The organism is Amycolatopsis sp. NPDC043885 (assembly GCF_056435685.1).
In genome coordinates this window covers 1,142,882-1,168,212 of sequence record NZ_JBWKEA010000001.1, presented here as the reverse complement: position 1 = coordinate 1,168,212, position 25,331 = coordinate 1,142,882, and the positions used below count along the sequence as shown (strand labels likewise).

Below are 25,331 nucleotides of genomic sequence, written 5' to 3'. Positions count from 1 at the left end.
GCAGGATGAAACCCCGGATTCACGCGGCAGTGGCAGCGTTGCTGCTGGTGGCGTCCGGCTGCTCCGCCGGATCGAGTGCCACGGTGGCCAAGGATCCCGGCACGCTCGCCATCGGCTACACCGCCGAACCCGCGAACTTCGACTTCACCCGCACGGACGGCGCCGCCATCCCGCAGGCCTTGCTGTACAACGTCTACGAGGGCCTGGTGAAACTCGACGCGGACGCGAAGATCGTGCCGCTGCTGGCCGAATCGTGGACGATCTCGGAAGACCGCAGGACCTACGACTTCAAGCTCCGGAAGAACGCGAAGTTCAGCGACGGGGCGCCGTTCACCGCCGAGGACGTCAAGTTCTCGCTGATGCGCGTGAAGACCGACTGGACCGTGTCGATCAAGTCCACAATGGACGTCGTCGACCGGGTCGACGTCGTGGCGCCGGACCACGCGCGAGTCGTGCTCACGAAGCCCAGCAACGGCTGGCTGTTCAGTCTCACCAGCCGCCTCGGCGCGATGTTCAGCCGCACCGGTGTCGCGGATCTGGCGAATAAACCGATCGGCACCGGGCCGTACACGGTGTCCTCACGCAGGCGCGGAGACTCCATCGTGCTCAAGGAGAACCCCGCGTACTGGGGCAGGAAACCGGCATATTCCACGGTGGTCCTCAAGTACATCAAGGATCCGACGGCGCTCAACAACGCCTTGCTCAGCAACGGGATCGACGTCATCTCCGCGATCACCGTGCCGGATTCGATCCCGCAGTTCCAGAGCGACGACCGGTTCACCGTCGTCGAAGGCACGACCAACAGCGAGGTCACGCTCGCGTTCAACAACTCGCGCCCACCGCTGAACGACGTCCGCGTGCGGCGAGCGCTGTCGTACGCCATCGACCGGAAGGCCTTGCTGGACACGGCTTGGGGCGGCCGCGGCACGCTCATCGGCAGTATGGTCCCGCCGACGGATCCCTGGTACGAAGACCTTTCGAACGCGTACCCGTTCGATCCCGCGAAGGCGAAAGCCCTGCTCGCTGAGGCAGGCCAGCCGAATCCTTCGCTCCGGTTGAGGATTCCCAACCTGCCGTACGCCGTCTCGTCCGCGCAGGTGGTGGCGTCGCAGCTGGCGGACGTCGGGGTCACGGTGACGATCGAGCCGCTGGACTTCCCGGCGGTGTGGCTCAAACAGGTCTTCACCGACCGCGACTACGACCTGTCGATCATCCAGCACGTCGAGGCGCGCGACATCGTGACCTTCGGCAGGCCGAAGTACTACTGGGGTTACGACAGCAAGCCCGTCCAGCAGAACCTGGCGAAGGCCGACGCCGGAACGCCCCAGGAGCAGGTCGACGCGATGCGCCAGGTCGCGCGGCGGCTGTCCGAAGACGCCGCCGCGGACTGGCTCTTCCTGTTCCCCAACGTGATCGTGGCGAAGAACAAGGTGACCGGGTTCGTTCGCAACCAGGTCAGCGAGTCCTTCGATCTCACGGGATTGGCGCCGCGATGACGGTCAAGGTGCTCCGCCGCCTGGGGATCCTCGTGGCCAGCGTGCTGGTGGCGTCCATCGTGGTGTTCCTGTTCATGGCCGTGCTGCCGGGGGATCCGGCGCAGGTCGCGCTCGGCGTCAACGCGACGCCGGAACTGGTCGCGAAGACCCGCGCCGATTTCGGCATCGACAGGCCGCTGGTGACGCAGTACCTCGACTGGATCGGCGGTGTCCTGCAAGGCGACTTCGGCCGCTCGTACGTCACGCGCGAGGAGATCGGGCCCGCGCTGACCGACCGCCTCGGCGTGACGTTGTGGCTGGTCGGGGCCGGGATGCTGGTGGCGCTGCTGATCGCCGTACCGGCCGGGACGTTCGCCGCGGTGCGGCATCGGAAGGCCGACGGCACCGCGCTTTCCGGGCTGTCGCAGATCGGTGTCGCGATCCCCGCGTTCCTCGCCGGCATCATCCTGGTGCAGATCTTCGCGGTGCAGTTGCGCTGGCTGCCCTCCGGCGGCTGGACACCGCCCGTGCAGGACCCAGGCGAATTTCTCCGCGGTTTGGTCCTGCCGGCGCTGTCGCTGGGGCTCGTGCAGGGCGCGGTCCTCACGCGGTACGTCCGGTCCGCGGTGCTCGACACGCTCGGCCAGGACTATCTGCGCACGGCGCGGTCCAAGGGACTTCGGCCGTTCCAAGCGCTGTTCCGCCATGGTCTGCGCAACGCCGCCGTGCCGGTGGTGACGGTGCTCGGCCTGCAACTTTCGACCCTGCTGATCGGCGCGGTCGTCGTCGAGCGCGTGTTCGTCCTGCCGGGGCTGGGCAGCATGCTGCTCGACTCGGTGGCGTCGCGGGATCTGTTGTCCGTGCAGGGGATCGTGCTGGTCTTGGTGGTCGGCGTGCTGCTGGTGAACTTCGTGGTCGACGTCCTCTACACGGTGCTCGACCCGAGATTGCGGGGTTCCTGATGCGTAGCCGCAGTCTCGTGATCGGCGGCGTGCTCGTCGCGCTGATCGTGCTCGCCGCGCTCCTTTCGTTCGTGTGGACACCGTTCGATCCGGTGAAGGTCGACGCGGCCAACCGGCTGCACGACTTCAGCGGCGCCAATCCGCTGGGCACGGACAGCTTCGGCCGTGACGTGCTGAGCCAGCTCATGGTCGGTGCGCGGACGACGCTGTACGTCGGTGTGGTCGCGGTCGGCATCGCCGCGCTGATCGGGACGCCGCTGGGCATCCTCGCCGGGATGTCGTCGCGCTGGCTCGGCGAGTTCGTCATGCGGGTCAACGATCTCGTGCTCGCGTTCCCCGCGTTGCTGCTGGCGATCATGTTCGGCGCGGTGTTCGGGGCGGACACGCTGACCGCGATGGTGGCGATCGGCATCGCGACCATCCCGTCGTTCGCGCGGATCGCGCGTTCGGGGACGCTGCAGGTGATGAGCAGCGAGTTCGTGCTGGCCGCGCGGTCGGCCGGGCGCTCGCGGCTGAACATCGCGGCGCGGCATGTGCTGCCGAACATCTCCGGGCTGCTGATCGTGCAGGCGTCGGTGTCGTTCGCGATCGCCGTGCTCGCGGAAGCGGCGTTGTCGTTCCTCGGGTTCGGCACGCGGCCGCCGACGCCGTCCTGGGGCCGGATGCTCCAGGAATCCCAAATGTTCCTGACCCTGCACCCGAGGCTCGCGCTCGTGCCGGGCGTCGCGATCGCCATCGCCGTCCTCGGCTTCAACCTGCTCGGTGACGGCCTTCGCGATCGTCTCGACCCCCGATTGGCGGCGCGGCTATGACCCTCGAAGTGCACGGTCTCGGCATCGGCGGCCTGGTCCGCGGCGTCTCGTTCGGCATCGCACGCGGTGAGCGGGTCGGGCTGATCGGCGAGTCGGGTTCCGGGAAGTCGTTGACGGCGCTGTCGATCATGGGCCTGCTGCCCGAAGAACTCGCCGCCTCCGGCTCGGTGAAACTCGACGGCCGTGAACTGCTGGGCGCGCCGGAGAAGGACCTGTCGCGGCTGCGCGGCAACGAGATGTCGATGGTCTTCCAGGAACCGATGACCGCGCTGAACCCGGCCATGCGGGTCGGCGCGCAGGTGGCCGAACCGATGCGGATCCACCGAGACGGCGGGAAACATCGCGAGGCGGCCGAGGCTTTGCTGGATTCCGTGAGGTTACCCGGTGTCGCTCGCGCTTATCCGCATCAACTGTCCGGCGGGCAGCGGCAGCGTGTCGTCCTCGCGATCGCGCTGGCCAACGATCCGAAGCTGCTGATCTGCGACGAGCCGACGACGGCGCTCGACGTCACCGTGCAGGCACAGATCCTGGAATTGATCCTCGACGGCGTCCGGGAGCGGGAGAGCGCGCTGCTGTTCATCACGCACGACCTCGCCGTCGTGGCGTCGGTATGCGAGCGGGTTCTGGTGATGCTGGACGGCGAGATCGTCGAAGCAGGCACCACCCGCGAGGTGCTCACCGCACCGAAGCACGAGTACACGAAGAAACTTCTGGCCGCTTCGGATCTGGAGGCGAGCCGATGATGCTCGAAGTACTCGACCTCGAACGTCGCTACACGCGGCGCGACGTCCATGCCCTGCGCGGAGTTTCGTTCGACGTCGCGGAAGGTCAGCGGTTCGGGATCGTCGGCGAGTCGGGTTCGGGAAAGTCCACTTTGGTCAGACTGCTGGCCGCGCTCGACAAACCGACGGCGGGCAGTGTCTCGTTCCAAGGCCAACGGATCGACACGCTGCCCGAACGCAAACTCGGCTTCCTGCGGTCGGAACTGCAGATCGTCTTCCAGGATCCGATGGGTTCGCTCGATCCGCGGATGCGGGTGCGCGACATCATTTCCGAACCTCTGGGCCGCCGGGATCCCGCGCGGGTGGCGGAACTGCTGAAGGCCGTTGGCCTGCCCGAGGACGCCGCCGGCCGCTATCCGCACCAGTTCTCCGGCGGGCAGCGGCAGCGCATCTCGATCGCGCGGGCGCTCGCGCCGAACCCGAGCGTCCTCATCGCGGACGAGCCGGTGAGCGCGCTCGACGTGTCGGTGCGGAAACAGATCCTCGACCTGCTCGCGTCGCTGGTCGAGCTGTACTCGCTGACGCTGATCTTCGTCTCGCACGACCTCGGCGTGGTGCGGCACGTCTGCGACCGGGTCGCGGTGATGCGGCGCGGTGAGATCGTCGAGATCGGTGACGTCGACCAGGTCTACGACGCGCCGGAACACGAGTACACCAGGGAACTGCTGGCGGCCGCGCCGAATCTGCGGGCCGAGCTGGCGCGGCTGAGGGGAGGGGACGATGGCTGAGTACCCGGAAGGACTGCCGATCGGTGACGAGTGGGTGTCCACTGTAGACACACAGCCGGTCGTGTTCCCGTACGACGGGAGCGAGATCGGCCGGGCGCCGGTCGGGACGCCGGAGCTGGCCACGCGCGCGATCGACGAGGCGGTCGCGGTGTTCAAGCAGGTCGCGGCCCTGCCGTCGCGGACCCGGCGGTCGCTTCTGAACGACGTTGCCGCCGCTCTGGAAGCACGACGCGCCGAATTCGAGCGGCTTCTGGTTCTCGAAACCGGAAAGCCGCTGGTCGACTGCCGGGTCGAGGTCGCGCGCACGATCGTCACCTGGCAGGCCGCCGCGGAGGAGGTCTCGCGGCTGCACGGCGAGACCGTGCCGCTCGACCTGCTGCCGTCCGGCGACGGGCTGGTCGGGTTCTGGAAACGCAAGCCGATCGGTGTCGTGGTCGGTATCGCCGGGTTCAACTACCCGCTGCTGCTGGCGTCGCACAAGATCGCGCCCGCCATCGCCGCGGGCTGCCCGGTGGTGGTGAAACCGGCGCCGCAGACCCCGCTCGCGACGTTGTGGCTCGTGCATCTCGTACGGTCGCTGACCGACCTGCCCGCGATGGTCCAGCTCGTCACCGGCGACGCGGCCGTCGGCTCGGCGCTGGTCACCGACCGGCGGGTCGGCGCGGTGTCGTTCACCGGATCCGCGCTGGTCGGGCACCGGATCGCCCGCGACGCCGCACCCACGAAGACGCTGCTGGAGCTGGGGTCCAACGCCGCTCTGGTGGTCACCGAGGACGCGGATCTCGACGCGGCCGCGGACGCCGTGCTGCGCGGTGGGTTCTACGCGTCGGGGCAGGCGTGCATCTCGGTGCAGCGGGTGCTGGTCGTCGAAGCCGTCGCCGAGGAGTTCACCGAACGGGTTCTCTCACGGCTCGGCGAGGTCGTCATCGGTGACCCGCGAGACGAGAAGACGCGGGTCTCGGCGCTGATCGACCCGGGATCCACTCAGCGCGTCCAGGAATGGGTCGACAAAGCGACTTCGGCCGGTGCGCGGGTGGTCGGGGGAGGTGTCGACGGCACGGTGATCCGGCCGACCGTGCTGCTCGACGTGCCCGACGGCCTCGAATGCTGGGACGAGGAGATCTTCGGCCCCGTGGTCTGTATCCGCACTGTGTCCTCTGTGGGCGAAGCGTTCGACGCGGTCAACGCGTCGCGCTACGGGCTGCACGCTTCGGTGTTCAGCACGTCCTTGAAGACGGCGTTCCGCGCACTTGACGAGCTCGAAGTCGGCGGCGTGGTCGTCAACGAGGTACCCGGATTCCGGTCCGACACCATGCCGTACGGCGGCGTGAAGGACTCCGGTATCGGGCGTGAAGGGCCGCGGTTCGCGGTCGAAGAACTGACCGTGACGAGGATGGCGGTGCTGCGCCCGTGAGCTATGAGAACCTGTTCCGGCTCGACGGAAAGCGAGCCGTCGTCCTCGGCGGTGGCAGCGGGATCGGCCGCGAAGCCGCGAAGGCGCTGGCCGCGCACGGCGCCGAAGTGATCGTCGCGGACCGCGATGTCGCCGCCGCCAAGGAAACCGGCGCGGGCGAGGCGTACGAGATCGACCTGCTCTCGGACGGTGCGGTCGCGCGGGCGGCGGCGGAACTCGGCGAGATCGACATCGTGGTGCTGACCGCCGCGACCAACGTGCGCAAACGGCTGCTGGAGTACTCGCGCGAGGAATTCGACCGGGTGATCGCGCTGAACCTCGGCGCGACCTTCGAGGTCGTCCGCGCGTTCGGCGCCGGGATGGTCGAGCGGGGGCGGGGGAGCATCATCGGGTTCTCGTCGATCCGTGGCACCACCGTCGAGCCGGGGCAAGGACCGTACGCGGCGACGAAAGCCGGGCTGGTGCAGCTGTTCCGCACCGCCGCGGCGGAGTTCGGCCCGGCCGGGGTACGGGTCAACGCGATCGCGCCCGGCGTCGTCGAGACTCCGCTGACAGCGCAGATCAAGGCGAATCCGGGCTGGTACGACGCGTACGCGACCAAAGGCGCGCTCGGCCGATGGGCGCGTCCGGACGAACTCGCGGGCGCCGTCGTCTATCTGGCCTCGGACGCGTCGTCGTTCGTCACCGGCTCCGTGCTGGCGGTGGACGGCGGCTGGACCGCGGTCGACGGCCGCTTCGAACCGCCCGCGACGTAAGCACCTGTTGGCGTAGCTGTGCTTTGTCGGGAAAGTGACTCAATGCGTGAACCCGCCCTGGCCGGAGGCCCCGCTATCGCGGTGGCAGGGCGCCTTCACCACCTTCGTGACCTGGATGTCAGGTCGTGCCCTGCCGACGTCGATCGCGGACGCGGGTTCACCAGACGCTAAGGAGTGCTGCCGTGCCGGAGTTGCCTGATCTGACCGCTGTCGAACTTGTCGCGCGGTACCGTGCCGGGACACTGTCGCCGGTCGAAGTCACCGAAGCCGTCCTCGCCCGCATCGAGGCACGCGAACCCGAACTGCACGCGCTCTACGCGTATGACCCGAGTGGCGCGCGCGAAGACGCGAAGGCGTCCGAAGGCCGTTGGCACGCCGGGGAACCGCTCGGCCCGATCGACGGCGTTCCCTTGACGCTCAAGGAGAACATCGCGACCCGCGGCACCCCGGTCCCGCTCGGCACGGCCGCCACCGCGCTGGAACCCGCGCCCGAAGACGCCCCGGCGGGCGCTCGCGTGCGCGAATCCGGCGGTGTCCTGCTGGGCAAGACGACCATGCCGGACTACGGGATGCTGACGTCCGGGCTGTCGAGTTTCCACACCGCGTCGCGGAATCCGTGGGATACCACGCGCACGCCCGGCGGTTCCAGCGCCGGTGCCGGCTCGGCGGCCGCCGCGGGTTACGGCCCGCTGCACGTCGGCACCGACATCGGCGGCTCGATCCGGCTGCCCGCCGGCTGGTGCGGCCTGGTCGGGCTGAAGTCGAGTTTCGGCCGGGTGCCGGTGGATCCGCCGTTCCTCGGCCGCGTCGCCGGGCCGATGACGCGGACCGTGGCCGACACCGCGCTGCTGATGAGCGTTCTGTCCGGTGTGGACGGTCGCGACCACCTTTCGCTGCCGCCCTCGTCGCTCGCTTGGACTTCGTTGTCGGGCGAGGTCAAGGGCCTGCGGATCGGGCTGCACCTCGACCCGGGTGTCGGTCTTCCGGTGCTGCCGGAGACGATCGCCGCCGTCACCGAAGCCGCACGCGTCTTCGAGGCCGCGGGTGCCGTCGTCGAGCCGGTTTCGCCGTTCCTGCGCCGAGAAATGCTCGACGGCCTCGACACTTTCTGGCGCGTCCGTGCCTGGTCGGACATGTCGGCCCTGCCCGAAGAGCGCCGCGCGAAGGTCCTGCCGTACATCGCCGACTGGGCCGCCGGCGGCGCCGACGTCAGCGGTGTCGACGCCTACCGCGGTTTCGCGCAGATCGACGCCATCGCCGTCGCGACCCTGCGCGCGACCGAACGTTTCGACGTCGTCCTGTCACCGACCTGCCCGGTCTCGGCCCCGCCCGCCGAATGGCCCTCGCCGACCAACGACCCGCGCCGCCCGTTCGAGCACATCGCGTTCACCGTGCCGTACAACATGTCCGGCCAGCCCGCTGTCTCGATCAACTGCGGCTACACGAGCGACGACCAGCCCATCGGTCTCCAGATCAGCGGCCGCCGCTTCGCCGACCTCGACGTCCTTCGCGCCGCTGCCGCCTACGAATCCCTTCGCCCCACTCCGCGCCCCTGGCCCTGACCCGCATTTAGTCCTCTGAATGCGGTCCTTGCACGCGCAACTACCGCATTCAGAGGACTGAACGCGTCAGCCGCCGATCGCCTCGGCCAGCGCCAGGATCCGCCGCGCGTTGTCCACGTGCAGGTTCTCGATCATCCGCCCGTCCACGGTCACGACGCCCTGCCCGGCCGCCTGTGCTTCCTCGAACGCCGCGATGATCTTGCGCGAGCGGGTGATCTCCTCCTCGGACGGCGCGAAGATCCGGTTGCACGGCTCCAGCTGCGCCGGGTGGATCAGCGTCTTGCCGTCGAAGCCGAACTGCCGTCCCTGCACACATTCCGCCTCGAAGCCTTCGAGGTCCTTCACGTCGTTGTAGACGCCGTCGAGGATCGCCTTGCCGGTCGCCCGCGCGGCCAGCAGCGCGAGCGAAAGCCCGCCCAGCAGGGGCGCGCGGCCGGGGACGAACTCGGCGTGCAGCTCCTTCGCCAGGTCGTTCGTGCCCATGACCAGCACGGTGAGCCGTTCGGACGCCGCCGCGATCTCCTCGGCGTGCAGCATCGCGACCGGCGTCTCCACCATCGCCCAGATCTTCGTGTGATCCGGCGCGCCGCCGAGCTCCAGCGCGCGCTCGATGTTGTGCACTTCGGCGGCGGAGTCGACCTTCGGCACCACGATGGCGTCCGGGCCGGCCTGCGCGGCGGCACGGAGGTCGGCGTCGTGCCATTCGGTGTCGAGGCCGTTGACGCGGATGGTCACCTCGCGCGAGCCGTACTCCTTCGACGACGCGGCCGCGCAAACGCGTTCACGTGCGGCTTCCTTCGCGTCGGGCGCGACGGCGTCTTCGAGGTCGAGGATCAGCCCGTCCGCGTCCAGCGACTTGGCCTTTTCGAGCGCTCTTTCGTTCGCGCCGGGCATGTAGAGGACGGATCGCCGGGGGTTCATTCGGAAGCCTCCTTGGTTGCCGCGTCGTAGGCGGCGGCGAGTTCAGGATCGTCGGCGGCGAGGGCGTCCGCGAGTTCGGCGACCACCCGGCACTGCTTCACCGAGGCGTCGTCCTGCATCTTCCCGTCGATCATCACCGCACCGGTGCCGTCACCCATCGCGGCGATCACGCGCCGCGCCCAGGCGACGTCCTCGGGCGAGGGCGAGAACACCTTCTTGGCGATGTCGATCTGCACCGGGTGCAGGCTCCAGGCGCCCACGCAGCCGAGCAGGAACGCGTTGCGGAACTGGTCTTCGCAGGCCACGACGTCGCGGATGTCGCCGAACGGCCCGTAGTACGGCAGGATCCCGTTCGCCGCGCAGGCGTCGACCATCCGCGCGACGGTGTAGTGCCACAGATCCTGCTGATACGTCGTGCGCCCCTCGTTCAGGTCTTCGCCGGTGGGGTCCGTGCGCACCAGGTAACCGGGGTGCCCGCCACCCACCCGGGTGGTCTTCATCCGGCGGCTCGCGGCGAGGTCGGCCGGGCCGAGCGAGATACCCTGCATCCGGGGGCTCGCGCCCGCGATCTCCTCGACGTTCGCGACGCCGCTGGCGGTCTCCAGGATCGCGTGCACCAGCAGCGGTTTCGTCAGGCCTGCCCGTGCCTCGAGCTGCGCGAGCAGCCGGTCGACGTAGTGGATGTCCTGCGCGCCTTCGACCTTCGGCACCATGATCACGTCGAGTTTGTCGCCGATCTCGGTGACCAGCGTGATCAGGTCGTCGAGCACCCACGGCGAGTCGAGGCTGTTGACGCGGGTCCACAGCTGCGTCTTGCCGAAGTCGGTCGACTTCGCGATGGAGACCAGTCCGTTCCGCGCGGCCTCCTTGCGGTCGGCGCGCACGGCGTCTTCGAGGTTCCCGAGCAGGACGTCGACCTTCTTGGCGATATCCGGGACCTTGGCGGCCATCTTCTCGTTGCTGGGATCGAAGAAGTGGATCATCCGCGAAGGAGGCACGGGGATCTGGCGGAGCGGTTCCGGCGCCCCCACCGCGAGCGGGGCGAAGAAATCCTTCGGCGAACGCATCGTTCCTCCATCGCAACGGGCCAAGTGACCGACGAGTAACCCTAAACCCGGAAGGCGGGGAACCGCTGCGGCGCAGCTCACCTCCAAGGGGACACGATCGGGAATCGCGGAGGAATCTGTGGACGACTGGGCCTTGCCGGGTTTCACCGAGATGGGGTCGCTGGGCGAAGGGGGATTCGGCCGGGTCGTGCTGGCTCGCCACGACGAATCCGCGCAGGTCGTGGCCATCAAATACCTGTACGCACGGTTCGCGGCAGACCCGCGGCGGCTGGCCGAATTCCGCCACGAGGCGCAGATCCTGAGCCGCGTTTCGGGGCCCCACATCGCCCGGCTGCACCAGTTCGCCGAGACCCCGCAAGGGGCCGCGATCATCATGGAAGCCGTTCACGGAATCTCCCTGAAAGAGATCCTCGGCCGCCAGGAGAAGCTCGAACCCGAAGCCGCGCTGGCCATCCTCAAGGGCTCGCTGCTCGGTCTCGCCGGCGCGCACGCCGCGGGCACCGTCCACCGCGACTACAAACCGGCCAACGTCCTGGTCACCCGGGAGGGGCAGAGCAAGCTCGTCGACTTCGGCATCGCCGTGCTCGCCGGGCAGACCGGGGTCGCCGCGGGCACACCCGCGTACATGGCGCCCGAGCAGTGGGCGGGTGGCATCGCCACCCCCGCGACCGACGTCTACGCCGCGACCTGCGTGTTCTTCCAGTGCGTCGCCGGACACCGGCCGTACGAGGCCGAACAGACCGAAGTGCTGCGCACGCTGCACGAATACGCCCCGATCCCGTTCGGCGAGGTCCCCGAACCGGTCCGCGACCTCATCGCGCGCGGCATGGCGAAGGACGCCGCCCATCGGCCGTCGGGCGCGGCCGAGTTCGTCACCGAACTGGAGGCGTCCGCCAGGAAGGCGTACGGCGAGGACTGGGAGCGCAACGGCTGGCACTGGCTCGCCAAAGGCGCCGGTGTCCTGGTCGCCCTGTCCCCGTTGGCCCTGCTCGGTGCCGGGACGGCCGCGGCACCGGTCATCGCGGGTGGCGGGGTCGCGGCCACCACCGGTGGCGGGATCGCGCTCGGTCTCAAGGTGACGGCCGCGGTCGCCGCCGTCACCGCGGCCGCCGTCGGCACGGTCGTCGTGGTCAACGCCGGCGGTGACGAAGCGCCGCCTCAGACGACGACCGTCGCCGCGATGAAGGTCGACCTCCTCACCCGCACCGAAAAGCTCGACGGCTTCGACTACAACGGCAAGTACGTCCGGATCAGCGGGCTGAAGGACAAGGCCGCCGAAGAACGGGTCAACAAGGCGCTGATGGCGCCGATCGACGGGTGGCTCGCGGGCTTCTGGCCGGACAGCTACCCGCCCCAGCGGGAACCCGACGGCGACATCCCGCATATGAAGACCGAAGCCGAGATCCTGCGCCAGGACGACAAGCTGCTCTCGGTCGTCTACAAACGCTCGATCGACTCCGTCCAGTTCGGCAACCACGGCGGGTTCAGCATCCGTCCCATCGTCATCGACCTGACGAAGGGCGAGCCGATCCCCACCGCGCGGCTCTTCGACAACGTCGACGGCACCGCCGACCGGATGCTCATGCTCGAAGACATGCTCTTCGACGCCGCCAGGCCGGGTGACTGCCTCGCCGACGCGCCGAGCTCGCCCGAGCACCTGCCGGCCCGCGCGATGTCGGATCCGTGGTCCGTCACCGGCGACACCGTGCTGCAAGCGGCACCGACCGCGAACGGGATGACGTTCTACGTCTACGGATCCGTGCTCGGCTACCCCCGTGTCTGCGACCCGACCCAGGTCACCGTCGAATTCCGCCACCTCCTCCACCTGCTGAGCCCGGGGGTCGTGAACCTGCTCGGCGGCACGCAGGGGCAACGCACCAAAGTGGACGACGTCGGCGCCTTCACCATCACCACCCCGGAAAAGTGGTCGCTGCTCTCCGGCGTCCCCATCGAGCGCTACCTGGTGACCGCCGACCAGTGCGCGGGAGGCGGGACGCAGCCGTTCCACTGCGCGGGCGTCGTCTTCAGCGACAACTCGCGGGCCGACCCGGCCACGCGGGCGTATGAACCGGGCAAGCCGTACAACCGCTCGACCGGCCCGCGTCCGTGCCATTCCATCGGCGCACCCGGTGAGACCCAGGGAGCACCTACCCTCCAGATGAAGGAACTTCGCCCGGTCGGGACGAAGCGGGCCGCCTACGAAGAGTGGCGGCTCACGTGTTCTGGCGGCGGCACGGTCACCCAGCGGGTCTGGTTCCTGCCGAAAACGCAGCTCGTGATCGTCGACGAATGGAACACTCCAGGCCTCGACAAGATTCTGGAAGAGGCGCAGTGGAACTGACTGACGAGTGGAGACTGCCCGGCTTCACCGAGCTGGAGCAGCTGGGCACGGGCACCTTCGGCCGCGTGGTGCTCGCACGCCAGGACACCACGGGCCACCTCGTCGCGATCAAGTACCTCTTCTCTAGCTTCGCCGCGGACCCCGCGCATCTCGCCGCGTTCCGGCAGGAAGCCCTGGCGCTGCACCGGGTGTCGAGCCCACACGTCGTGAAACTGCACGAGTTCTTCGAGACGCCGCAGGGCGCCGCGATCGTCATGGAGGCGATCAACGGCGTCTCCCTGCGTTCGGTGCTCCAGGCCGAAGGCGCTCTCGAACCCGAGGCCGCCCTCGCGGTTCTGAAGGGTTCGCTGCTCGGCCTGGCCGCGGCGCATTCCGCCCACGTCGTCCACCGGGACTACAAACCGGCCAACGTCCTCGTCGCCGACACCGGCGAGAGCAAGCTGGTCGACTTCGGCACGGCCGTCCTGGCGGGGGAACGCGGCCCGTCCGTTGGCACGCCCGCGTACATGGCTCCCGAGCAGTGGTCGGGCGGACAGGCCACGCCCGCGACCGACGTCTACGCCGCGACCTGCGTGTTCTTCCAGTGCGTCGCCGGGCACCGGCCCTACCAGGCCGAAGACACCGAAGTGCTCCGCACGCTGCATGAACACGCGCCCATCCCGTTCGGCGAAGTCCCCCAGCCGGTGCACGAGATCGTCGCGCTGGGAATGGCGAAGGACCCGTCGAAACGACCGGTCGACGCGCTCATGTTCGTCAGTGAACTGGAACGCGTCGCCCGCGCGGGCTACGGCGACGAATGGGAGCGCAAGGGCTGGTCACGGCTGGCGAAGGCGGCGGGTGTGCTCGCCGCGGCGACCCCGTTGGTCCTGCTCGGTGCCGGTACGGCGGCCGCGCCCGGGGTCGCCGCCGCCGGGACGGGCGCGGCGGCCGCGTCCACCGGCGGGATCGCGGCAGGACTGAAGATCGCCATCGGTGTCGTCGCGGCGACGGCCGCCGTGGTCGGCTCGGTGGTCGTCTTCTCCGACGCGAGCACGCCGCCGCCGTCTCCGCCGACCACGCAGCAGGCCGTCGCGCTCAAGGTCGCCATGAAGACCCGGACCGGGACCGTGCCCGGGACGAACATCGCGTACAGCGGGGATCACCCCGAGGTGACCGGGTCCACCGATCAGGCCGGGCTGAAGCGCGTCAACGACGCACTGACGGCGCCGATCGACGACTGGAACCGCAAGACCGGCCCGGGCGCCGCCAAGCTGGAGCCGGAACGCGGCCCGTACAAGCTCCTCACGAAGGCCGACGTGCGCTCGCGGAACGAGCGGTACCTCTCGGTGCGCTACACGCACGATCTCGCGAACAAACCGCATTCGACCTGGGGAAATGGTCGTGCCGCGGTGACCATCGACCTGAAGGAGGGCAAGGCGCTCACTCCCGCCGAGCTGTTCGCCCCCGGAAAGTTCAGCGACGACGGCCTGCGGACCCTCGCCGAACTGCTCTGGCCCGACAAGCAGCAGTGCGGTGCGGTCAGCAGCACCTTCCCGTACCAGCCCCTCAATACGGCCGACCTCGCCGAAGAGCCGAAGGTGTGGCTCGCGTTCACCCCGGCGGTCGTCGAGGTGACCGTCGACCTCAACTTGCTCGGCTTCGCCACCGCCTGCGGAGTCCAGGACTACACGCTGCCGTACGACAAGCTGAGCGGTCTCCTGAACCCGGAGCTCGTCGAGGGCGTGACCGGCGGAAAACCGCTGAAGGGAACTTCGTCCGCCCCGCCCGCGCCGGGAGTCACCGACGTCTCGGCGGGCGCGCTGACGCTGCATCTGCCGCAGGGCTGGTCCGTGGTCTCGCAGGGGCTGGAGAAGGTGCTCGTCGATCCTGGCTGCCCGGACCCCAAGAAGTACTTCAACTGCAAGTACGTCCTGCTCACGGACAACACTCAGCAGTCGGCGGAACAGCCGCCGTACCGGCCCGGTGAGTTCTATCGGCGCAGCGCGGGCGGCCGGGCCTGCAACGCCGCCGGGCGAAAGGACCTCCGCCAAGAGGGTGACGCCGTGCGGACGGTTTCCACCACCGCACCGGTGGGCGGGACATCGGCGACCTACGAGGAGTGGACGATCCAGTGTGTTCCTCGTGGACAGACGGGTGGAAGCGGCGAGACGCAAGTGACCCAGCGGATCTGGTTCGTTGCGGACAGGCAAATCGTGGTGATGGACGAGTGGCGGACACCGGGCGTCGAAGAACTCCTCCGCACCGCGACGATCTCGTGACCTGACCTGCGAAGGTCCAAAGTGGAATGGGTATTCACTGGGCTGAATGGTCTAACGTTTTACTTCCCTTGCCGCGCCGGTGTTCGGTGGCGATCAGTCCGTGCTCGTGACCGTTCGGAGACGCCGGGTGACACCACTTACCTCTCCCTCACTCGGTTGGCGGCACGTCGGACTGAAGTCCGATGACCGCCTACCGACCGGTCACCGATGACAAGGCGCCGCCGATCGCAGCCACTCCCGTTGTCCGGCGCCGTCGCCTCCCCGCCCTGTTAGACAGATCATGTGCCGCTTCCACCGAGGTGGCACGGGATGAAGAGCCCTAGGGAAACCAGGTTCGAAGGAGGCGGAACGTGGCGGCTACACCGAACATGGAGAGCTCGACGGTCGCCGGTGGCGCGAAGCGCAGCCGGTCACTGCCGAGCCGGGTGGTGCCGCCGATCGAACTGCCCGCGAGCGTCGGGGAGCTTTCGCGCAAGGCGGCGGCCCTGCTCGGCTGGAACGGCATCGTCTTGCCGGAGACCACCGTGCTCGGCCGCAAGATCTGCGTGGTCGCCCGGCTCCGTACCGACGTGCACGCCGAGCGCATCGCGATGGGCATGGGTCCCGTCATCGATCGCGCCACCGTCGACACCTGGACATGGCCAGAGCTGGCCGCGACCGCACCCGCGCCGGCCGCCGAGATCATCGGCGTCCTCGCGGTCGCCCGGCACTGGCGCACCGCGATGGCCTCCGCGGTTCCGTTCGCACGTTACGGCGAGGCCGCGATGGTTCTCCCATCGCCTGCCGTACTGACGGAAGACTACGTCGGCAACTGCCTGCCGCGAGCCCGCGCCTACGGGCTCGGCATCGTCACCGCCGACCCCAACGCGGTGGCCGACCTCGACCTCGAGGGCCACGGTGAGCGCATGATCCTCGACGAGGACCCTGTCTCGCGCCTGGTCAACGAGATCGTCTACGACCAGCTGCTGCGCGAAACCGAGCTCCCTGCCGAAGTGGACTGAACGCACTAGGCTCGCGGGAATGCGAGTCGTCATTGCGGGTGGACACGGACAGATCGCGCTGAAGCTGGAGAAACTGCTCTCCGCACGCGGTGATCAGGCGGTGGGGATCGTGCGTAATCCCGACCATGTCGCCGACCTCGAAGCCGTCGGTGCCGAAGCGGTCGTCCTCGATCTGGAAAAGTCCGATGTGGACGCCGTCGCCAAGGTGCTCGACGGCGCCGACGCCGCCATCTTCGCGGCAGGCGCCGGGCCGGGCAGCGGCACCGCCCGCAAGGACACTGTGGACAGAGCGGCCGCCGAACTCTTCGCGGCCGCCTCCGAGCGGGCGGGCGTCCGGCGGCATATCCAGGTCGGCTCCATGGGGGCGGACAAATGGGAGACCGTGGACGTCCCGGACGATTTCCGGATCTACCTCAAGGCCAAGAAAGCGGCCGAAGACGATCTGCGCGCCCGCGATCTCGACTGGACGATCCTGCGGCCGGGACAGCTCACCAACGACGAAGGCACCGGCGAGATCCTGATCGCCGAGTCCACCGGCCGCGGACCCATTCCCCGGCAGGACGTCGCCGCGATTCTCGTCGCGCTGCTCGACGCCCCGTCGACGGCGGGCCGCGTTCTCGAAGCGATCTCGGGTGATACTGCTATCTCTCAGGCCTTTTCCGCTCTGTGAAACTCTAGTGTGTGGGCGTAATCCGTCTTTTGACTGAACGGAGTAGGTCCTTGCGCGAGGACATCGCGGTCTTCAGCGGCAGCGCACATCCCGAGCTCGCCGAAGAGATCTGCGCCCATCTCGGCGTTCCCCTGCATCCGGTGAAGGTGCAGCGATTCGCCAACGACTGTCTCGAAGTCCAGCTCGAAGCGAATTGCCGCGAGCGCGACGTCTTCCTGATCCAGCCGCTGGTGCGGCCGGTGCAGGAACATCTCGTCGAACTGCTGCTGATGCTGGACGCCGCGCGGGGCGCGTCGGCCAAGCGGATCTCCGTCGTCATGCCGCACTACTCGTACGCCCGCTCGGACAAGAAGGACGCGCCGCGGATCTCGATCGGCGGCCGTCTCGTCGCCGACCTGATGGCGACCGCCGGCGCCGACCGGGTTCTCGCGATGACGCTGCATTCGCCGCAGGTGCACGGCTTCTTCAGCGTTCCGGTCGATCACCTGCACGCGTTGCAGGAGCTGGCGAAGCACTTCCGCCAGTACGACCTCTCCGCGGCCACCGTCGTTTCGCCGGATCTCGGCAACGCCAAGGAGGCCGCGCATTTCGCCCGGCTGCTCGGAGTTCAGGTCGCCGCCGGCGCGAAGCAGCGCTTCGCCGATGACAGGGTCGAGATCAGCTCGGTGATCGGCGAGATCACCGGCCGCGACGTGATCGTCCTCGACGACGAGATCGCCAAGGGCAGCACGGTGATCGAGCTGCTCACCAAACTGCGCGAGCTGAAGCCGCGCTCGATCCGCGTCGCCTGCACGCACGGCCTTTTCTCCAGCGGCGCGCTCGAACGGATCGGCAGCCAGCCCGACGTGCTGGAGGTCGTCTGCACGAACACGGTGCCGATCCCGCCGGAGGAGCAGAGCCCGAAGCTGCGAGTCCTGTCGATCGCGCCCGCGCTGGCGGAGGCGATGCGGAGGATCCACAACGGCGAGTCGGTCAGCGCCTTGTTCGAAACGGCTTAAGCGGTGCCGAGGACCCGGTCGAGGTACGTGTTCGTGAAGACCCCGGCCGGGTCCACCTCCTTGCGGACCCGCAGGAAGTCGTCGAAGCGCGGGTACCGCGAGCGCAGGGTGGCGGCGTCGAGGTCGTGCATCTTGCCCCAGTGCGGGCGGCCGCCGACCTCGCCGACGATCGACGCGAATCCGGCGAAGTACTCGCGGTAGGGCATGCCGACGAACTGGTGGATCGCGATGTAGGCGGAGTCGCGGCCGTTCGCGGTCGAAAGCCAGATGTCGTCCGCGGCGGCGACGCGCACCTCGACCGGGAACGCGACCGGGTTCTCCAGCTTCGGGACGAACGCGCGGAGCTCGGAGAAGACGTCATGCAGCGCTTCGCGGGGGATCGCGAACTCCGACTCGACGAACCGCACGCCGCGGTGGGTCACGAAGACGCGATGCGACGTGTCGCTGTACTCGCGGGCGGAGAGGATGCTCGAGGCGAACCGGCCGAGCGGCTGCACGAGTTTCGGCACCGCGCGGCCGAGACGGCACAGGCCGCCGAACGCGATGTTCTCCGTGACCTCGTAGTCGACGAATTCCTTCAGCTTGGCAAGCGGACGGCGTTCGCTGCCCGCCGGAAGCCGGTTGTTGCGCTTGACCAGGGCGTTCTTGCCGTAGGGGAACCAGTAGAACTCGAAGTGGTCGTTCTCGTCGGCGAACCGGTCGAAACCTTCGAGGACCTGTTCGAGGGGTTCCGGCCGCTCCTGGGCGGAGAGCAGGAACGACGGTTCACACTGCAGGGTGACCGTGCTGATGACGCCGAGCGCGCCGAGCCCGACCCGCGCCGCGGCGAAGAGGTCGGCGCGTTCATCCGCCGAACACGTGACCACGGCGCCGTCGGCGAGCACGAGTTCGAGCGCGGCGATCTGGGTGGCGATCCCGCCGAGCCGCGCGCCGGTGCCGTGGGTGCCGGTGGAGATCGCGCCCGCGACGGTCTGCGCGTCGATGTCGCCGAGGTTGGTCATCGCCAGGCCCAGCGCGTCGAGTTCGGCGTTGAGCTGCTTGAGCGTGGTGCCGGAACGGACCGTGACCTGGCCTTTCGCGACGTCGGCCGACGCGATGCCCGTCCAGCCGGTCAGGTCCATGGCGTCGGAATCCGCCGCGGCGATCGCGGTGAAGGAGTGGCCGCTGCCCAGCGGGCGCAGGCGCCGTCCGTCCGCGGCGGACCGGCCGATCGCCTCGGCGATCGCGGCCGTGTCCCGCGGCCGATGTACGCGCAGCGGCGACGCCGTCGCGGTGCCGGCCCAGTTGCTCCACCGTGTCATGAGCCACCCGTTTCGTGAGCTGCTGCCCTTGAGATGTCCGAGTGCCGAAACATTAAGTGAATAGTATTCGCGTTTCAAGCCCTTCTGTCGTACCTTAGTTCGGGTGACCAGTGCGACGGTGTACGACTTGGCGACGAAGGACCTGGATCCTCCGTTCGCGGTTGTCGACTTGGATGCGTTCGACGCGAACGGCGCCGACCTGCTGCGGCGGGCAGGCGGCAAACCGATCCGCGTGGTCAGCAAGTCCGTGCGCTGCCGGTATTTGCTCGAACGGGTGCTCGCGCGGCCCGGTTTCGAAGGCCTCATGTGCTACTCGCTCGCCGAAGCCGTCTGGCATGTCGAGCAGGGGACGTCCGAGGACATCGTGGTGGCGTACCCGACCGCCGACCACGGCGCGCTCCGCCGGCTGGCGGCGAACGACCGGGCGCGGGCGGCGATCTCGATCATGGTCGACTCGCCCGAACATCTCGACCTGGTCGATGCCGCGCTGGGGCAGGGGCATCCCGAAATCCGCGTCTGCCTGGAGCTTGACGCTTCGTGGCGGCCGCTGCCAGGGGTGCACGTCGGCACCCGGCGCTCGCCGGTGTTCAGTCCGAGGCAGGCCGCGGATCTCGCGCGAACCATTTTGTCCCGCAAGGGTTTCCGGCTCGTCGGGATGATGGCGTACGAAGGTCAGATCGCCGGGCTCGGCGACGCGGCGGGTGGCGGCGTCAAGAACTCGCTCGTCGGCTGGATGCAGCGGAAGTCCATTGTGGAAATCGCGAAACGCCGCGCGGCCGCGGTCCGCGCGGTGCGGGCCTTGGCCGACCTGGAATTCGTCAACGGTGGCGGCAGCGGCAGCGTCGAATCGACCGGCGCCGAAGCGGCCGTCACCGAGATCGCGGCGGGCTCGGGCCTGATCGGGCCGACGCTCTTCGATGGCTACGCGCATTTCTCGCCGCGCCCGGCCGCGATGTTCGCGCTGCCCGTCGTCCGCCGCCCGGCACCGAAGGTTGCGACGCTCTTCTCCGGCGGCTACATCGCTTCGGGCCCCGCCGAGTCTTCGCGGCTCCCGACGCCTTACCTGCCCGAAGGCCTCTCGCTACTCGGATTCGAGGGCGCCGGCGAAGTCCAGACCCCCGTCTCCGGTGAGGCCGCCCGCCATCTGCGGCTCGGCGACCGCGTCTGGCTGCGCCACGCGAAGGCGGGCGAACTCGCCGAACGCTTCACGCACTACCACGTCGTCGTCGGCGACCGCGTCGACCGGACCGTCCCCACCTACCGAGGCGAATCCCAAAACTTCGGCTGACCCGCGCGACCCCACCCCCCACCCATCCCTGGGGGGCGCGCCCCGCACCAGCGTATCGGGAGGGGGTGTCGGGGACGGCGGTTCCGAGGGGTGAGGGGCGAGGTTGTCCACAACTGTGGGTGGGTGTGGACAGGTTATGTGGATAACCGGGTAAGGCCAGGTCAGCGGGCGTGTGCGCGTGGTTGCTGGGAGTCGTGTGACTGATGGGACGTGGGGTCCAGGCATCGGTGGACACGAATGGAGCAACGGGGATCCACTGGTGTCCTGAAGGCCTCCTTTGGGACGCTCAACGTCTCAAAGGGGGCCTTCAGGACGTTCACCGGGAGTCCATAATGGACGGAGCCGGGCCGGGCTGAACCCCCGGCGAAGCCCAGCAGCGAGCCCCAGCGGAAGTAACCCTCAGGACTCGCCGAACTTGCTCGCCAGGTACCCCTTCACCACGGACTTCGCCTCCGCCACGATCCGCTCTTCCCCTCGCGGGTCCCGCCGGAAGGCCAGCTTCAGCAAGGCGTCGGCCGTCTCGTTCGCGATCGTCAGCGCGAACCGGATGTCGTCCGGCGGCGACTGGATCCGCGCCGAAAGCACGTCGGTGAGCGCGTCGACGATGACGGCGTTGTTGTCGCGGGTCTCGTCGAGGAGCTGCCGGTCCACGACGTCACCGAAGTGGACCTTCGAGAAGCCGGGAACCTCGCGGTGCATCGCGAGATAGATGTCGAGGATCGAATCCACGACGTCCCACCAGTGTTCGGGCGCGAGCTCGTTCAGGGTTTCCGACACCGAGGCGACGAACCGTTCGAGGTTCCGCTGCGTCAGCGCCTGCACCACGGCCCGCTTGTCGGGGAAGAACTGGTACAGCGAACCGACGGCCACGCCGGCGCGCTTCGCGATCAGCGTGGTCGTCAACGCGTCGTAACCGAGTTCGTCGATCAGCTGGGCGCTGGCGTCGAGCATCTGCTCCACCCGCTTGGCGCTGCGCTGCTGGACGGGCTGCCGCCGGAGCGGAGTGGTCTCCGCTTGCGGTTTCGCGGCCTGGATGTCGGACACTCGGGCTCCTCCTTTGCTGATCTGCGACTTTATCGTGCCGACAGGGTTCCCCCCGGTCGAGTGAAGGCATAGTATCTGAGAACTTTTCATGTTCGGCCGAGTCTGAAGAGGAAAGGTGTGCCGCCGGTGGAGAATCCGACCTTCCCGTCCGAATTCCTGTGGGGTGTTTCGACCTCCGCCTTCCAGATCGAGGGGGCGACCGGGGAAGGCGGCCGAGGGCAGTCCATTTGGGACACTTTCACCGAAACGGAGGGAAAGATCGCGCGGGCTGAGCACGCCAAAGTAGCCGCCGATCACTTCCACCGCTACTCCGAGGACATCGCGCTGATGGCCGAACTCGGCGTCGGCGCCTACCGGATGTCCTTCGCCTGGCCCAGGATCCAGCCCGGCGGCGAAGGCAAGCCCCACGCCGAAGGCCTTGCCTTCTATGACAAATTGCTCGACGAAGTCTGTGCCGCCGGCATCGCGCCGACCGGGACGCTGTTCCACTGGGACCTCCCGCAGGCGCTCGAGGACAAGGGCGGCTGGCTTTCCCGTGATACCGCCGAACGCTTCGGGGAGTACGCCGCCATCGTGGGCGAACGGTTCTCCGATCGGGTGAAAATGTGGATCCCGCTCAACGAGCCCATGGTCATGTCGATCTTCGGTTACGCGATCGGCGAGTACGCCCCCGGCAAGACGCTCCTGCTCGACGCCTTGCCCACCGCGCACTACCAGAATCTCGCGCACGGTCTCGCCGTCCAGGCGCTCCGCGCCGCCGGTGCCCGCAGCGTCGGCACGGCCAACAATCATTCGCCGATCTGGCCCGCCTCCGATTCGCCGGAGGACAAGGCCGCGGGCGAATGGATCGACGCCCTCATCAATCGCACATACGCGGATCCGGTGCTCCTCGGCCGATATCCCGAACAAGTCGTCGAACATCTCCCAGCGGGCTTCGCCGATGATCTGCCCACCATCGCACAGCCGCTCGACTTCTACGGGGTGAACTACTACGAGCCGCAGGGCGTCGCCGCGCCCGGCGAAGGCAACCCTCTTCCCTTCGAGCTTCGCGCGATCGAGGGATATCCCATGACCACCAACGATTCCCCGATCGTCCCGCATGGGCTGCGCGATCTTCTCGTCGGCTTCCACGACCGCTACCGCGAGCACCTCCCGCCCGTCTACATCACCGAAAACGGGTGCAGTTTCGACGACGTCGTCGCCGAAGACGGGCACGTCCACGACCAGGAGCGCATCGACTTCCTCGACAGCCACCTCGTCGCGGTGCGCGAGGCGATGGACGCCGGTGTCGACATCCGCGGGTACTTCGTCTGGTCGCTGATGGACAACTTCGAATGGTCGAAGGGCTACCAGCCGCGCTTCGGGCTGGTGCACATCGACTACGAGACGCAGAAGCGCACGCCGAAGGACTCCTTCGGCTGGTACCGGGATCTGATCCGCCATGAGTGAGGTCCGGGAGCTGCCCGAGGCGCTCGCGGAACCGGTCACCAGGGTCCGCGCGGGCTGGATGAGCCTGCTGTTCTTCGCGAACATCGCGCTCTGGCTCGGCGTTTACGCGCCCATCCAGGTCCTCCTGCCGAAGCAGGCCGAGCTTCTGGACGCCGCCAACAAAGAAGCGGTGTTCAGCCTGGTCACCGGAATCGGCGCGGTCGTCGCGCTGATCGCCAACCCGGCCATCGGCCTGCTGTCGGACCGCACCTGCTCCGCCCGCGGCCGCCGTCATCCGTGGACGGCGGCCGGTGCGGCGGTCGCCGCGGCCGGTCTGCTCGTCCTCGCGTTCGCGCCGAACGTCGCGGTCATGGTGCTCGGCTGGTGCCTGGTCCAGGCTGGGCTGAACGGGATGCTCGCGATGCTGGTCTCGGCCATCGCGGACCGCGTGCCCGTGCCCCAGCGTGCGCAGGTCGGCGGGCTCGTCGGCATCGCGCAGATGCTCGGGACCGTGCTCGGCGCGGTGGTGGTCGTGGTGATGCTCGACCTCGCCGGTCTCCCGCTGGGATACGCGGTGTGCGCGGCCATCGTGCTGGCGGGCGCGGCGGCGTTCGTCCTGCGCACGCCGGACGCGCGGCTGCCGGTCGCGTTCCGCCCGTCCGTCCGGACCCGGGACGTGCTGGCGAACCTGTGGATCTCCCCGCGCGGGCATCCGGACTTCGCCTGGGCGTGGGCCTGCCACTTCATGATCAACCTCGGCAACGCGTTCGGGACGCTGTACCTGCTGTTCTTCCTCAAGGACGCGGTGCACTACGAGGATCCGGACACCGGCCTGTTGATCATGATGGGTCTCTACGGTGCCGCGCTCGTCGTCGGCGCGCTCGTCGCCGGGCATTTCTCCGACAAGTCGGGACGGCGCAAGCCGTACGTCCTCGCGGCCTCGGCGGTGATGGCGGTCGCGGGGTCGCTGCTCGTCGTCTGGCAGAACTGGACGGCCGCGCTCGCGGCGTCACCGTTGCTGGGTGTCGGTTTCGGCGCGTACATGGCCGTCGCGCTGGCGATGCTCACCCAGGTGCTGCCCGCCGCGCAGGACCGGGCGAAGGATCTCGGGGTCATCAACATCGCGAACTCGCTGCCGCAGGTGGTCGCGCCGATGCTGACCGCGCCGATCCTGGCCTACCTGGGCGGATACTCGAGTCTCTTCGCGGCTTCGGCGCTGTCCACGGTCATCGCCGCGGTGCTGGTCACGCGGGTGAAGGGCGTCCGCTAGAACGTTGGAGACCGCGGACCGGTGCCGGTCGGGGGAGGGGAGTGCAACGGCACCGGCCCGCGGGGTTCGGGGGATGACAGCGCGCTCCGGGGCAGGTATCGCGCTGCGTTTGTGATCATCAACCTAGCGGCCGATTACTGCCTTCGCTAGGTGTTCTGCCGATAATTTTCGATTAATCGCGGTGGGGACCGGAGTGATTACCGAGAGCGGCTCGTCGCGTTCGGGGGTACGCGCGAACCACTGCCGGCGGAGGCGAGATCGTGGCGTGGTTGCCGAGGGGGCGCTCGGACCGCCGTTCACTCGCCCGGCTTCAAGCTGTGTTTTCTCAAGATGAGTCAGGCTGCGGCATTCTTCTAAGCGTGCACGCCGCCGATGGCGGCACGACGCGGGTTGACCAGCGCGTGCCTGCCGGTCGTTTCAGCCGCGCTGACCCTGCTCTGCCCCGGGACACGGCGGCGGCTTTCGCGCCGGTGGTCCTGGGTGGCCGCGGTCTGCTGGGGGGCGAGGCCACCGGCGACCAGGTGCTCGTGCGCGACCTGCCATACCGAGCAGGGGGCCTTGCACTTGTGCCAGCGGGTCGAGCAGGTGGGGCAGTCCCCGCGCTCGTCGGGCTCGTGCGCCTGGAGCATCGCACGCCAGCCTTCGGTCAGGCGGGGGAGCTCCGAGCGGGCGACCGAGACGAGCGACTGCGCGTCGGCCCTGGTCGCGAGATCGGAGAGCATGTCGAGGCGTTCCCAAACGGCGTTGCGGAGAACTTGCCCTAGGACCTGATCCACGGAGAACTCACCGTTACCTTTCCGCCATCTTGGCGGCTTCGTTGAGCGCTGCCCTGAGCTGGCCGAGCTGGCCGGACGTCAGGCGCGCGGTCTCTCCTGGCGGCGAGACGAGAACCACCTGGTTGTCTTCGACGAACACGGTGACGGCGCGTTCACGGCTGATGAGATCGCCGCACTGCACCCGCCAGACCAGCTGTCCGCCTTCGTAACGGCGCACACTCGCGGTACGAGGGTCGACCGGGGCGGAAGGGGAGACCGGACGGTTGGCGACCGTCTGCTGACCGACGGGGCCGGCCGCACGCAGGTGGCGCGTGGCCATACCGGGCCGTCCCGCGGTGATGGAGCCTGTTGCGATCGAGTCCACGAACTCCACTGGCTCTTCTCCGCTCTCTCGTTCCACGTCGTCTTCGTATCCGCGTGTCCGCACCCTTGCGGGGGTTCGGAGACTTGGTAGCTCTCCGTGATGGCTGCCGGTGGC

Annotated in this window: 22 protein-coding genes; 16 read left to right on the top strand and 6 right to left on the bottom strand. The window is 68.6% G+C overall.

Going from position 1 to position 25,331, the window contains the following annotated elements; translation table 11 throughout:
• Positions 1-5 precede the first annotated feature (5 nt).
• The 8 genes from AC069I_RS05870 (at position 6) to AC069I_RS05835 (ending at position 8,490) form a co-directional block, all read left to right on the top strand.
• Positions 6-1,496, top strand: a complete 1,491-nt coding sequence (locus tag AC069I_RS05870) for an ABC transporter substrate-binding protein (RefSeq protein ID WP_478223875.1) — start codon at positions 6-8, stop codon at positions 1,494-1,496.
• Positions 1,493-2,437 carry an ABC transporter permease gene (locus tag AC069I_RS05865; protein WP_478223874.1) on the top strand — a complete coding sequence of 315 codons (945 nt, stop codon included), beginning with the start codon at positions 1,493-1,495 and terminating at the stop codon, positions 2,435-2,437. The genes AC069I_RS05870 and AC069I_RS05865 overlap by 4 nt, the downstream gene beginning before the upstream one ends.
• The gene (locus AC069I_RS05860) at positions 2,437-3,249 is read left to right on the top strand and encodes an ABC transporter permease (protein WP_478223873.1); all 813 of its coding nucleotides are present in this window, start codon (positions 2,437-2,439) and stop codon (positions 3,247-3,249) included. The genes AC069I_RS05865 and AC069I_RS05860 overlap by 1 nt, the downstream gene beginning before the upstream one ends.
• Positions 3,246-3,992: an ABC transporter ATP-binding protein gene (locus AC069I_RS05855; RefSeq protein ID WP_478223872.1), complete on the top strand. Its 747-nt coding sequence runs from the start codon at positions 3,246-3,248 to the stop codon at positions 3,990-3,992. The genes AC069I_RS05860 and AC069I_RS05855 overlap by 4 nt, the downstream gene beginning before the upstream one ends.
• Entirely contained in the window at positions 3,989-4,759 is a 771-nt protein-coding gene (locus tag AC069I_RS05850; RefSeq protein ID WP_478223871.1) for an ABC transporter ATP-binding protein, read from the top strand. Before AC069I_RS05855 ends, AC069I_RS05850 begins: the two co-directional genes overlap by 4 nt.
• Positions 4,752-6,173, top strand: coding sequence for an aldehyde dehydrogenase family protein (locus tag AC069I_RS05845; protein ID WP_478223870.1), 1,422 nt, complete (start codon positions 4,752-4,754; stop codon positions 6,171-6,173). The genes AC069I_RS05850 and AC069I_RS05845 overlap by 8 nt, the downstream gene beginning before the upstream one ends.
• A complete protein-coding gene (locus AC069I_RS05840) occupies positions 6,170-6,928 on the top strand; it encodes an SDR family NAD(P)-dependent oxidoreductase (RefSeq protein WP_478223869.1) in 759 nt (252 codons plus the stop codon). Before AC069I_RS05845 ends, AC069I_RS05840 begins: the two co-directional genes overlap by 4 nt.
• A gap of 182 nt (positions 6,929-7,110) precedes the next feature.
• The gene (locus AC069I_RS05835) at positions 7,111-8,490 is read left to right on the top strand and encodes an amidase (protein ID WP_478264923.1); all 1,380 of its coding nucleotides are present in this window, start codon (positions 7,111-7,113) and stop codon (positions 8,488-8,490) included.
• Positions 8,491-8,556: 66 nt separating this feature from the next.
• Here the strand turns inward: AC069I_RS05835 and AC069I_RS05830 are convergent, their stop codons facing one another.
• The gene (locus tag AC069I_RS05830) at positions 8,557-9,411 is read right to left on the bottom strand and encodes an HpcH/HpaI aldolase/citrate lyase family protein (protein WP_478223867.1); all 855 of its coding nucleotides are present in this window, start codon (positions 9,409-9,411) and stop codon (positions 8,557-8,559) included.
• Positions 9,408-10,478, bottom strand: a complete 1,071-nt coding sequence (locus tag AC069I_RS05825) for an HpcH/HpaI aldolase/citrate lyase family protein (protein ID WP_125679246.1) — start codon at positions 10,476-10,478, stop codon at positions 9,408-9,410. The genes AC069I_RS05830 and AC069I_RS05825 overlap by 4 nt, the downstream gene beginning before the upstream one ends.
• Positions 10,479-10,596: 118 nt before the next feature.
• Here AC069I_RS05825 and AC069I_RS05820 point away from each other — a divergent pair, with 118 nt between their 5' ends.
• From AC069I_RS05820 to AC069I_RS05800, 5 genes are all read left to right on the top strand, one after another.
• Positions 10,597-12,819, top strand: a complete 2,223-nt coding sequence (locus AC069I_RS05820; RefSeq protein WP_478264922.1) for a serine/threonine-protein kinase — start codon at positions 10,597-10,599, stop codon at positions 12,817-12,819.
• A complete protein-coding gene (locus AC069I_RS05815) occupies positions 12,810-15,077 on the top strand; it encodes a serine/threonine-protein kinase (protein ID WP_478264921.1) in 2,268 nt (755 codons plus the stop codon). Before AC069I_RS05820 ends, AC069I_RS05815 begins: the two co-directional genes overlap by 10 nt.
• Before the next feature lie 350 nt (positions 15,078-15,427).
• On the top strand, positions 15,428-16,078 hold the full coding sequence (locus AC069I_RS05810) for a hypothetical protein (protein WP_340686024.1): 651 nt from the start codon (positions 15,428-15,430) through the stop codon (positions 16,076-16,078).
• A gap of 19 nt (positions 16,079-16,097) precedes the next feature.
• Positions 16,098-16,748: an NAD(P)H-binding protein gene (locus AC069I_RS05805; RefSeq protein WP_478223864.1), complete on the top strand. Its 651-nt coding sequence runs from the start codon at positions 16,098-16,100 to the stop codon at positions 16,746-16,748.
• 50 nt (positions 16,749-16,798) lie between these two features.
• The gene (locus tag AC069I_RS05800; RefSeq protein ID WP_478223863.1) at positions 16,799-17,746 is read left to right on the top strand and encodes a ribose-phosphate diphosphokinase; all 948 of its coding nucleotides are present in this window, start codon (positions 16,799-16,801) and stop codon (positions 17,744-17,746) included.
• On the opposite strand, the gene AC069I_RS05795 is transcribed toward AC069I_RS05800, so the two are convergent.
• The gene (locus tag AC069I_RS05795; protein WP_478264920.1) at positions 17,743-19,047 is read right to left on the bottom strand and encodes a D-arabinono-1,4-lactone oxidase; all 1,305 of its coding nucleotides are present in this window, start codon (positions 19,045-19,047) and stop codon (positions 17,743-17,745) included. The genes AC069I_RS05800 and AC069I_RS05795 overlap by 4 nt on opposite strands.
• Before the next feature lie 103 nt (positions 19,048-19,150).
• Between AC069I_RS05795 and AC069I_RS05790 the strand changes: the two genes are divergently transcribed.
• Positions 19,151-20,335 (top strand): amino acid deaminase/aldolase, encoded by a 1,185-nt coding sequence (locus tag AC069I_RS05790; RefSeq protein WP_340686021.1) that lies wholly within the window; start codon positions 19,151-19,153, stop codon positions 20,333-20,335.
• 399 nt (positions 20,336-20,734) lie between these two features.
• On the opposite strand, the gene AC069I_RS05785 is transcribed toward AC069I_RS05790, so the two are convergent.
• Complete coding sequence (locus tag AC069I_RS05785; protein WP_478223860.1) at positions 20,735-21,379, bottom strand: TetR family transcriptional regulator; 645 nt, start codon at positions 21,377-21,379, stop codon at positions 20,735-20,737.
• Positions 21,380-21,505: 126 nt separating this feature from the next.
• Here AC069I_RS05785 and AC069I_RS05780 point away from each other — a divergent pair, with 126 nt between their 5' ends.
• On the top strand, positions 21,506-22,828 hold the full coding sequence (locus tag AC069I_RS05780; RefSeq protein ID WP_478223859.1) for a GH1 family beta-glucosidase: 1,323 nt from the start codon (positions 21,506-21,508) through the stop codon (positions 22,826-22,828).
• Positions 22,821-24,077 carry an MFS transporter gene (locus AC069I_RS05775; RefSeq protein ID WP_478264919.1) on the top strand — a complete coding sequence of 419 codons (1,257 nt, stop codon included), beginning with the start codon at positions 22,821-22,823 and terminating at the stop codon, positions 24,075-24,077. The genes AC069I_RS05780 and AC069I_RS05775 overlap by 8 nt, the downstream gene beginning before the upstream one ends.
• A 353-nt stretch (positions 24,078-24,430) precedes the next feature.
• Here AC069I_RS05775 and AC069I_RS05770 read toward each other — a convergent pair whose 3' ends face one another.
• Both AC069I_RS05770 and AC069I_RS05765 read right to left on the bottom strand, forming a co-directional pair.
• Positions 24,431-24,853: a hypothetical protein gene (locus AC069I_RS05770; RefSeq protein WP_478223857.1), complete on the bottom strand. Its 423-nt coding sequence runs from the start codon at positions 24,851-24,853 to the stop codon at positions 24,431-24,433.
• Between the two features lie 13 nt (positions 24,854-24,866).
• On the bottom strand, positions 24,867-25,226 hold the full coding sequence (locus tag AC069I_RS05765) for a hypothetical protein (protein WP_478224439.1): 360 nt from the start codon (positions 25,224-25,226) through the stop codon (positions 24,867-24,869).
• Positions 25,227-25,331: the final 105 nt, after the last annotated feature.

Bases quoted from the DNA above. Each gene is read 5' to 3' on its own strand.
- AC069I_RS05870 (WP_478223875.1), top strand. From the start codon at position 6: ATGAAACCCCGGATTCACGCGGCAGTGGCAGCGTTGCTGCTGGTGGCG.
- AC069I_RS05865 (WP_478223874.1), top strand. From the start codon at position 1,493: ATGACGGTCAAGGTGCTCCGCCGCCTGGGGATCCTCGTGGCCAGCGTG.
- AC069I_RS05860 (WP_478223873.1), top strand. From the start codon at position 2,437: ATGCGTAGCCGCAGTCTCGTGATCGGCGGCGTGCTCGTCGCGCTGATC.
- AC069I_RS05855 (WP_478223872.1), top strand. From the start codon at position 3,246: ATGACCCTCGAAGTGCACGGTCTCGGCATCGGCGGCCTGGTCCGCGGC.
- AC069I_RS05850 (WP_478223871.1), top strand. From the start codon at position 3,989: ATGATGCTCGAAGTACTCGACCTCGAACGTCGCTACACGCGGCGCGAC.
- AC069I_RS05845 (WP_478223870.1), top strand. From the start codon at position 4,752: ATGGCTGAGTACCCGGAAGGACTGCCGATCGGTGACGAGTGGGTGTCC.
- AC069I_RS05830 (WP_478223867.1), bottom strand. From the start codon at position 9,411: ATGAACCCCCGGCGATCCGTCCTCTACATGCCCGGCGCGAACGAAAGA.
- AC069I_RS05825 (WP_125679246.1), bottom strand. From the start codon at position 10,478: ATGCGTTCGCCGAAGGATTTCTTCGCCCCGCTCGCGGTGGGGGCGCCG.
- AC069I_RS05805 (WP_478223864.1), top strand. From the start codon at position 16,098: ATGCGAGTCGTCATTGCGGGTGGACACGGACAGATCGCGCTGAAGCTG.
- AC069I_RS05795 (WP_478264920.1), bottom strand. From the start codon at position 19,047: ATGACACGGTGGAGCAACTGGGCCGGCACCGCGACGGCGTCGCCGCTG.
- AC069I_RS05775 (WP_478264919.1), top strand. From the start codon at position 22,821: ATGAGTGAGGTCCGGGAGCTGCCCGAGGCGCTCGCGGAACCGGTCACC.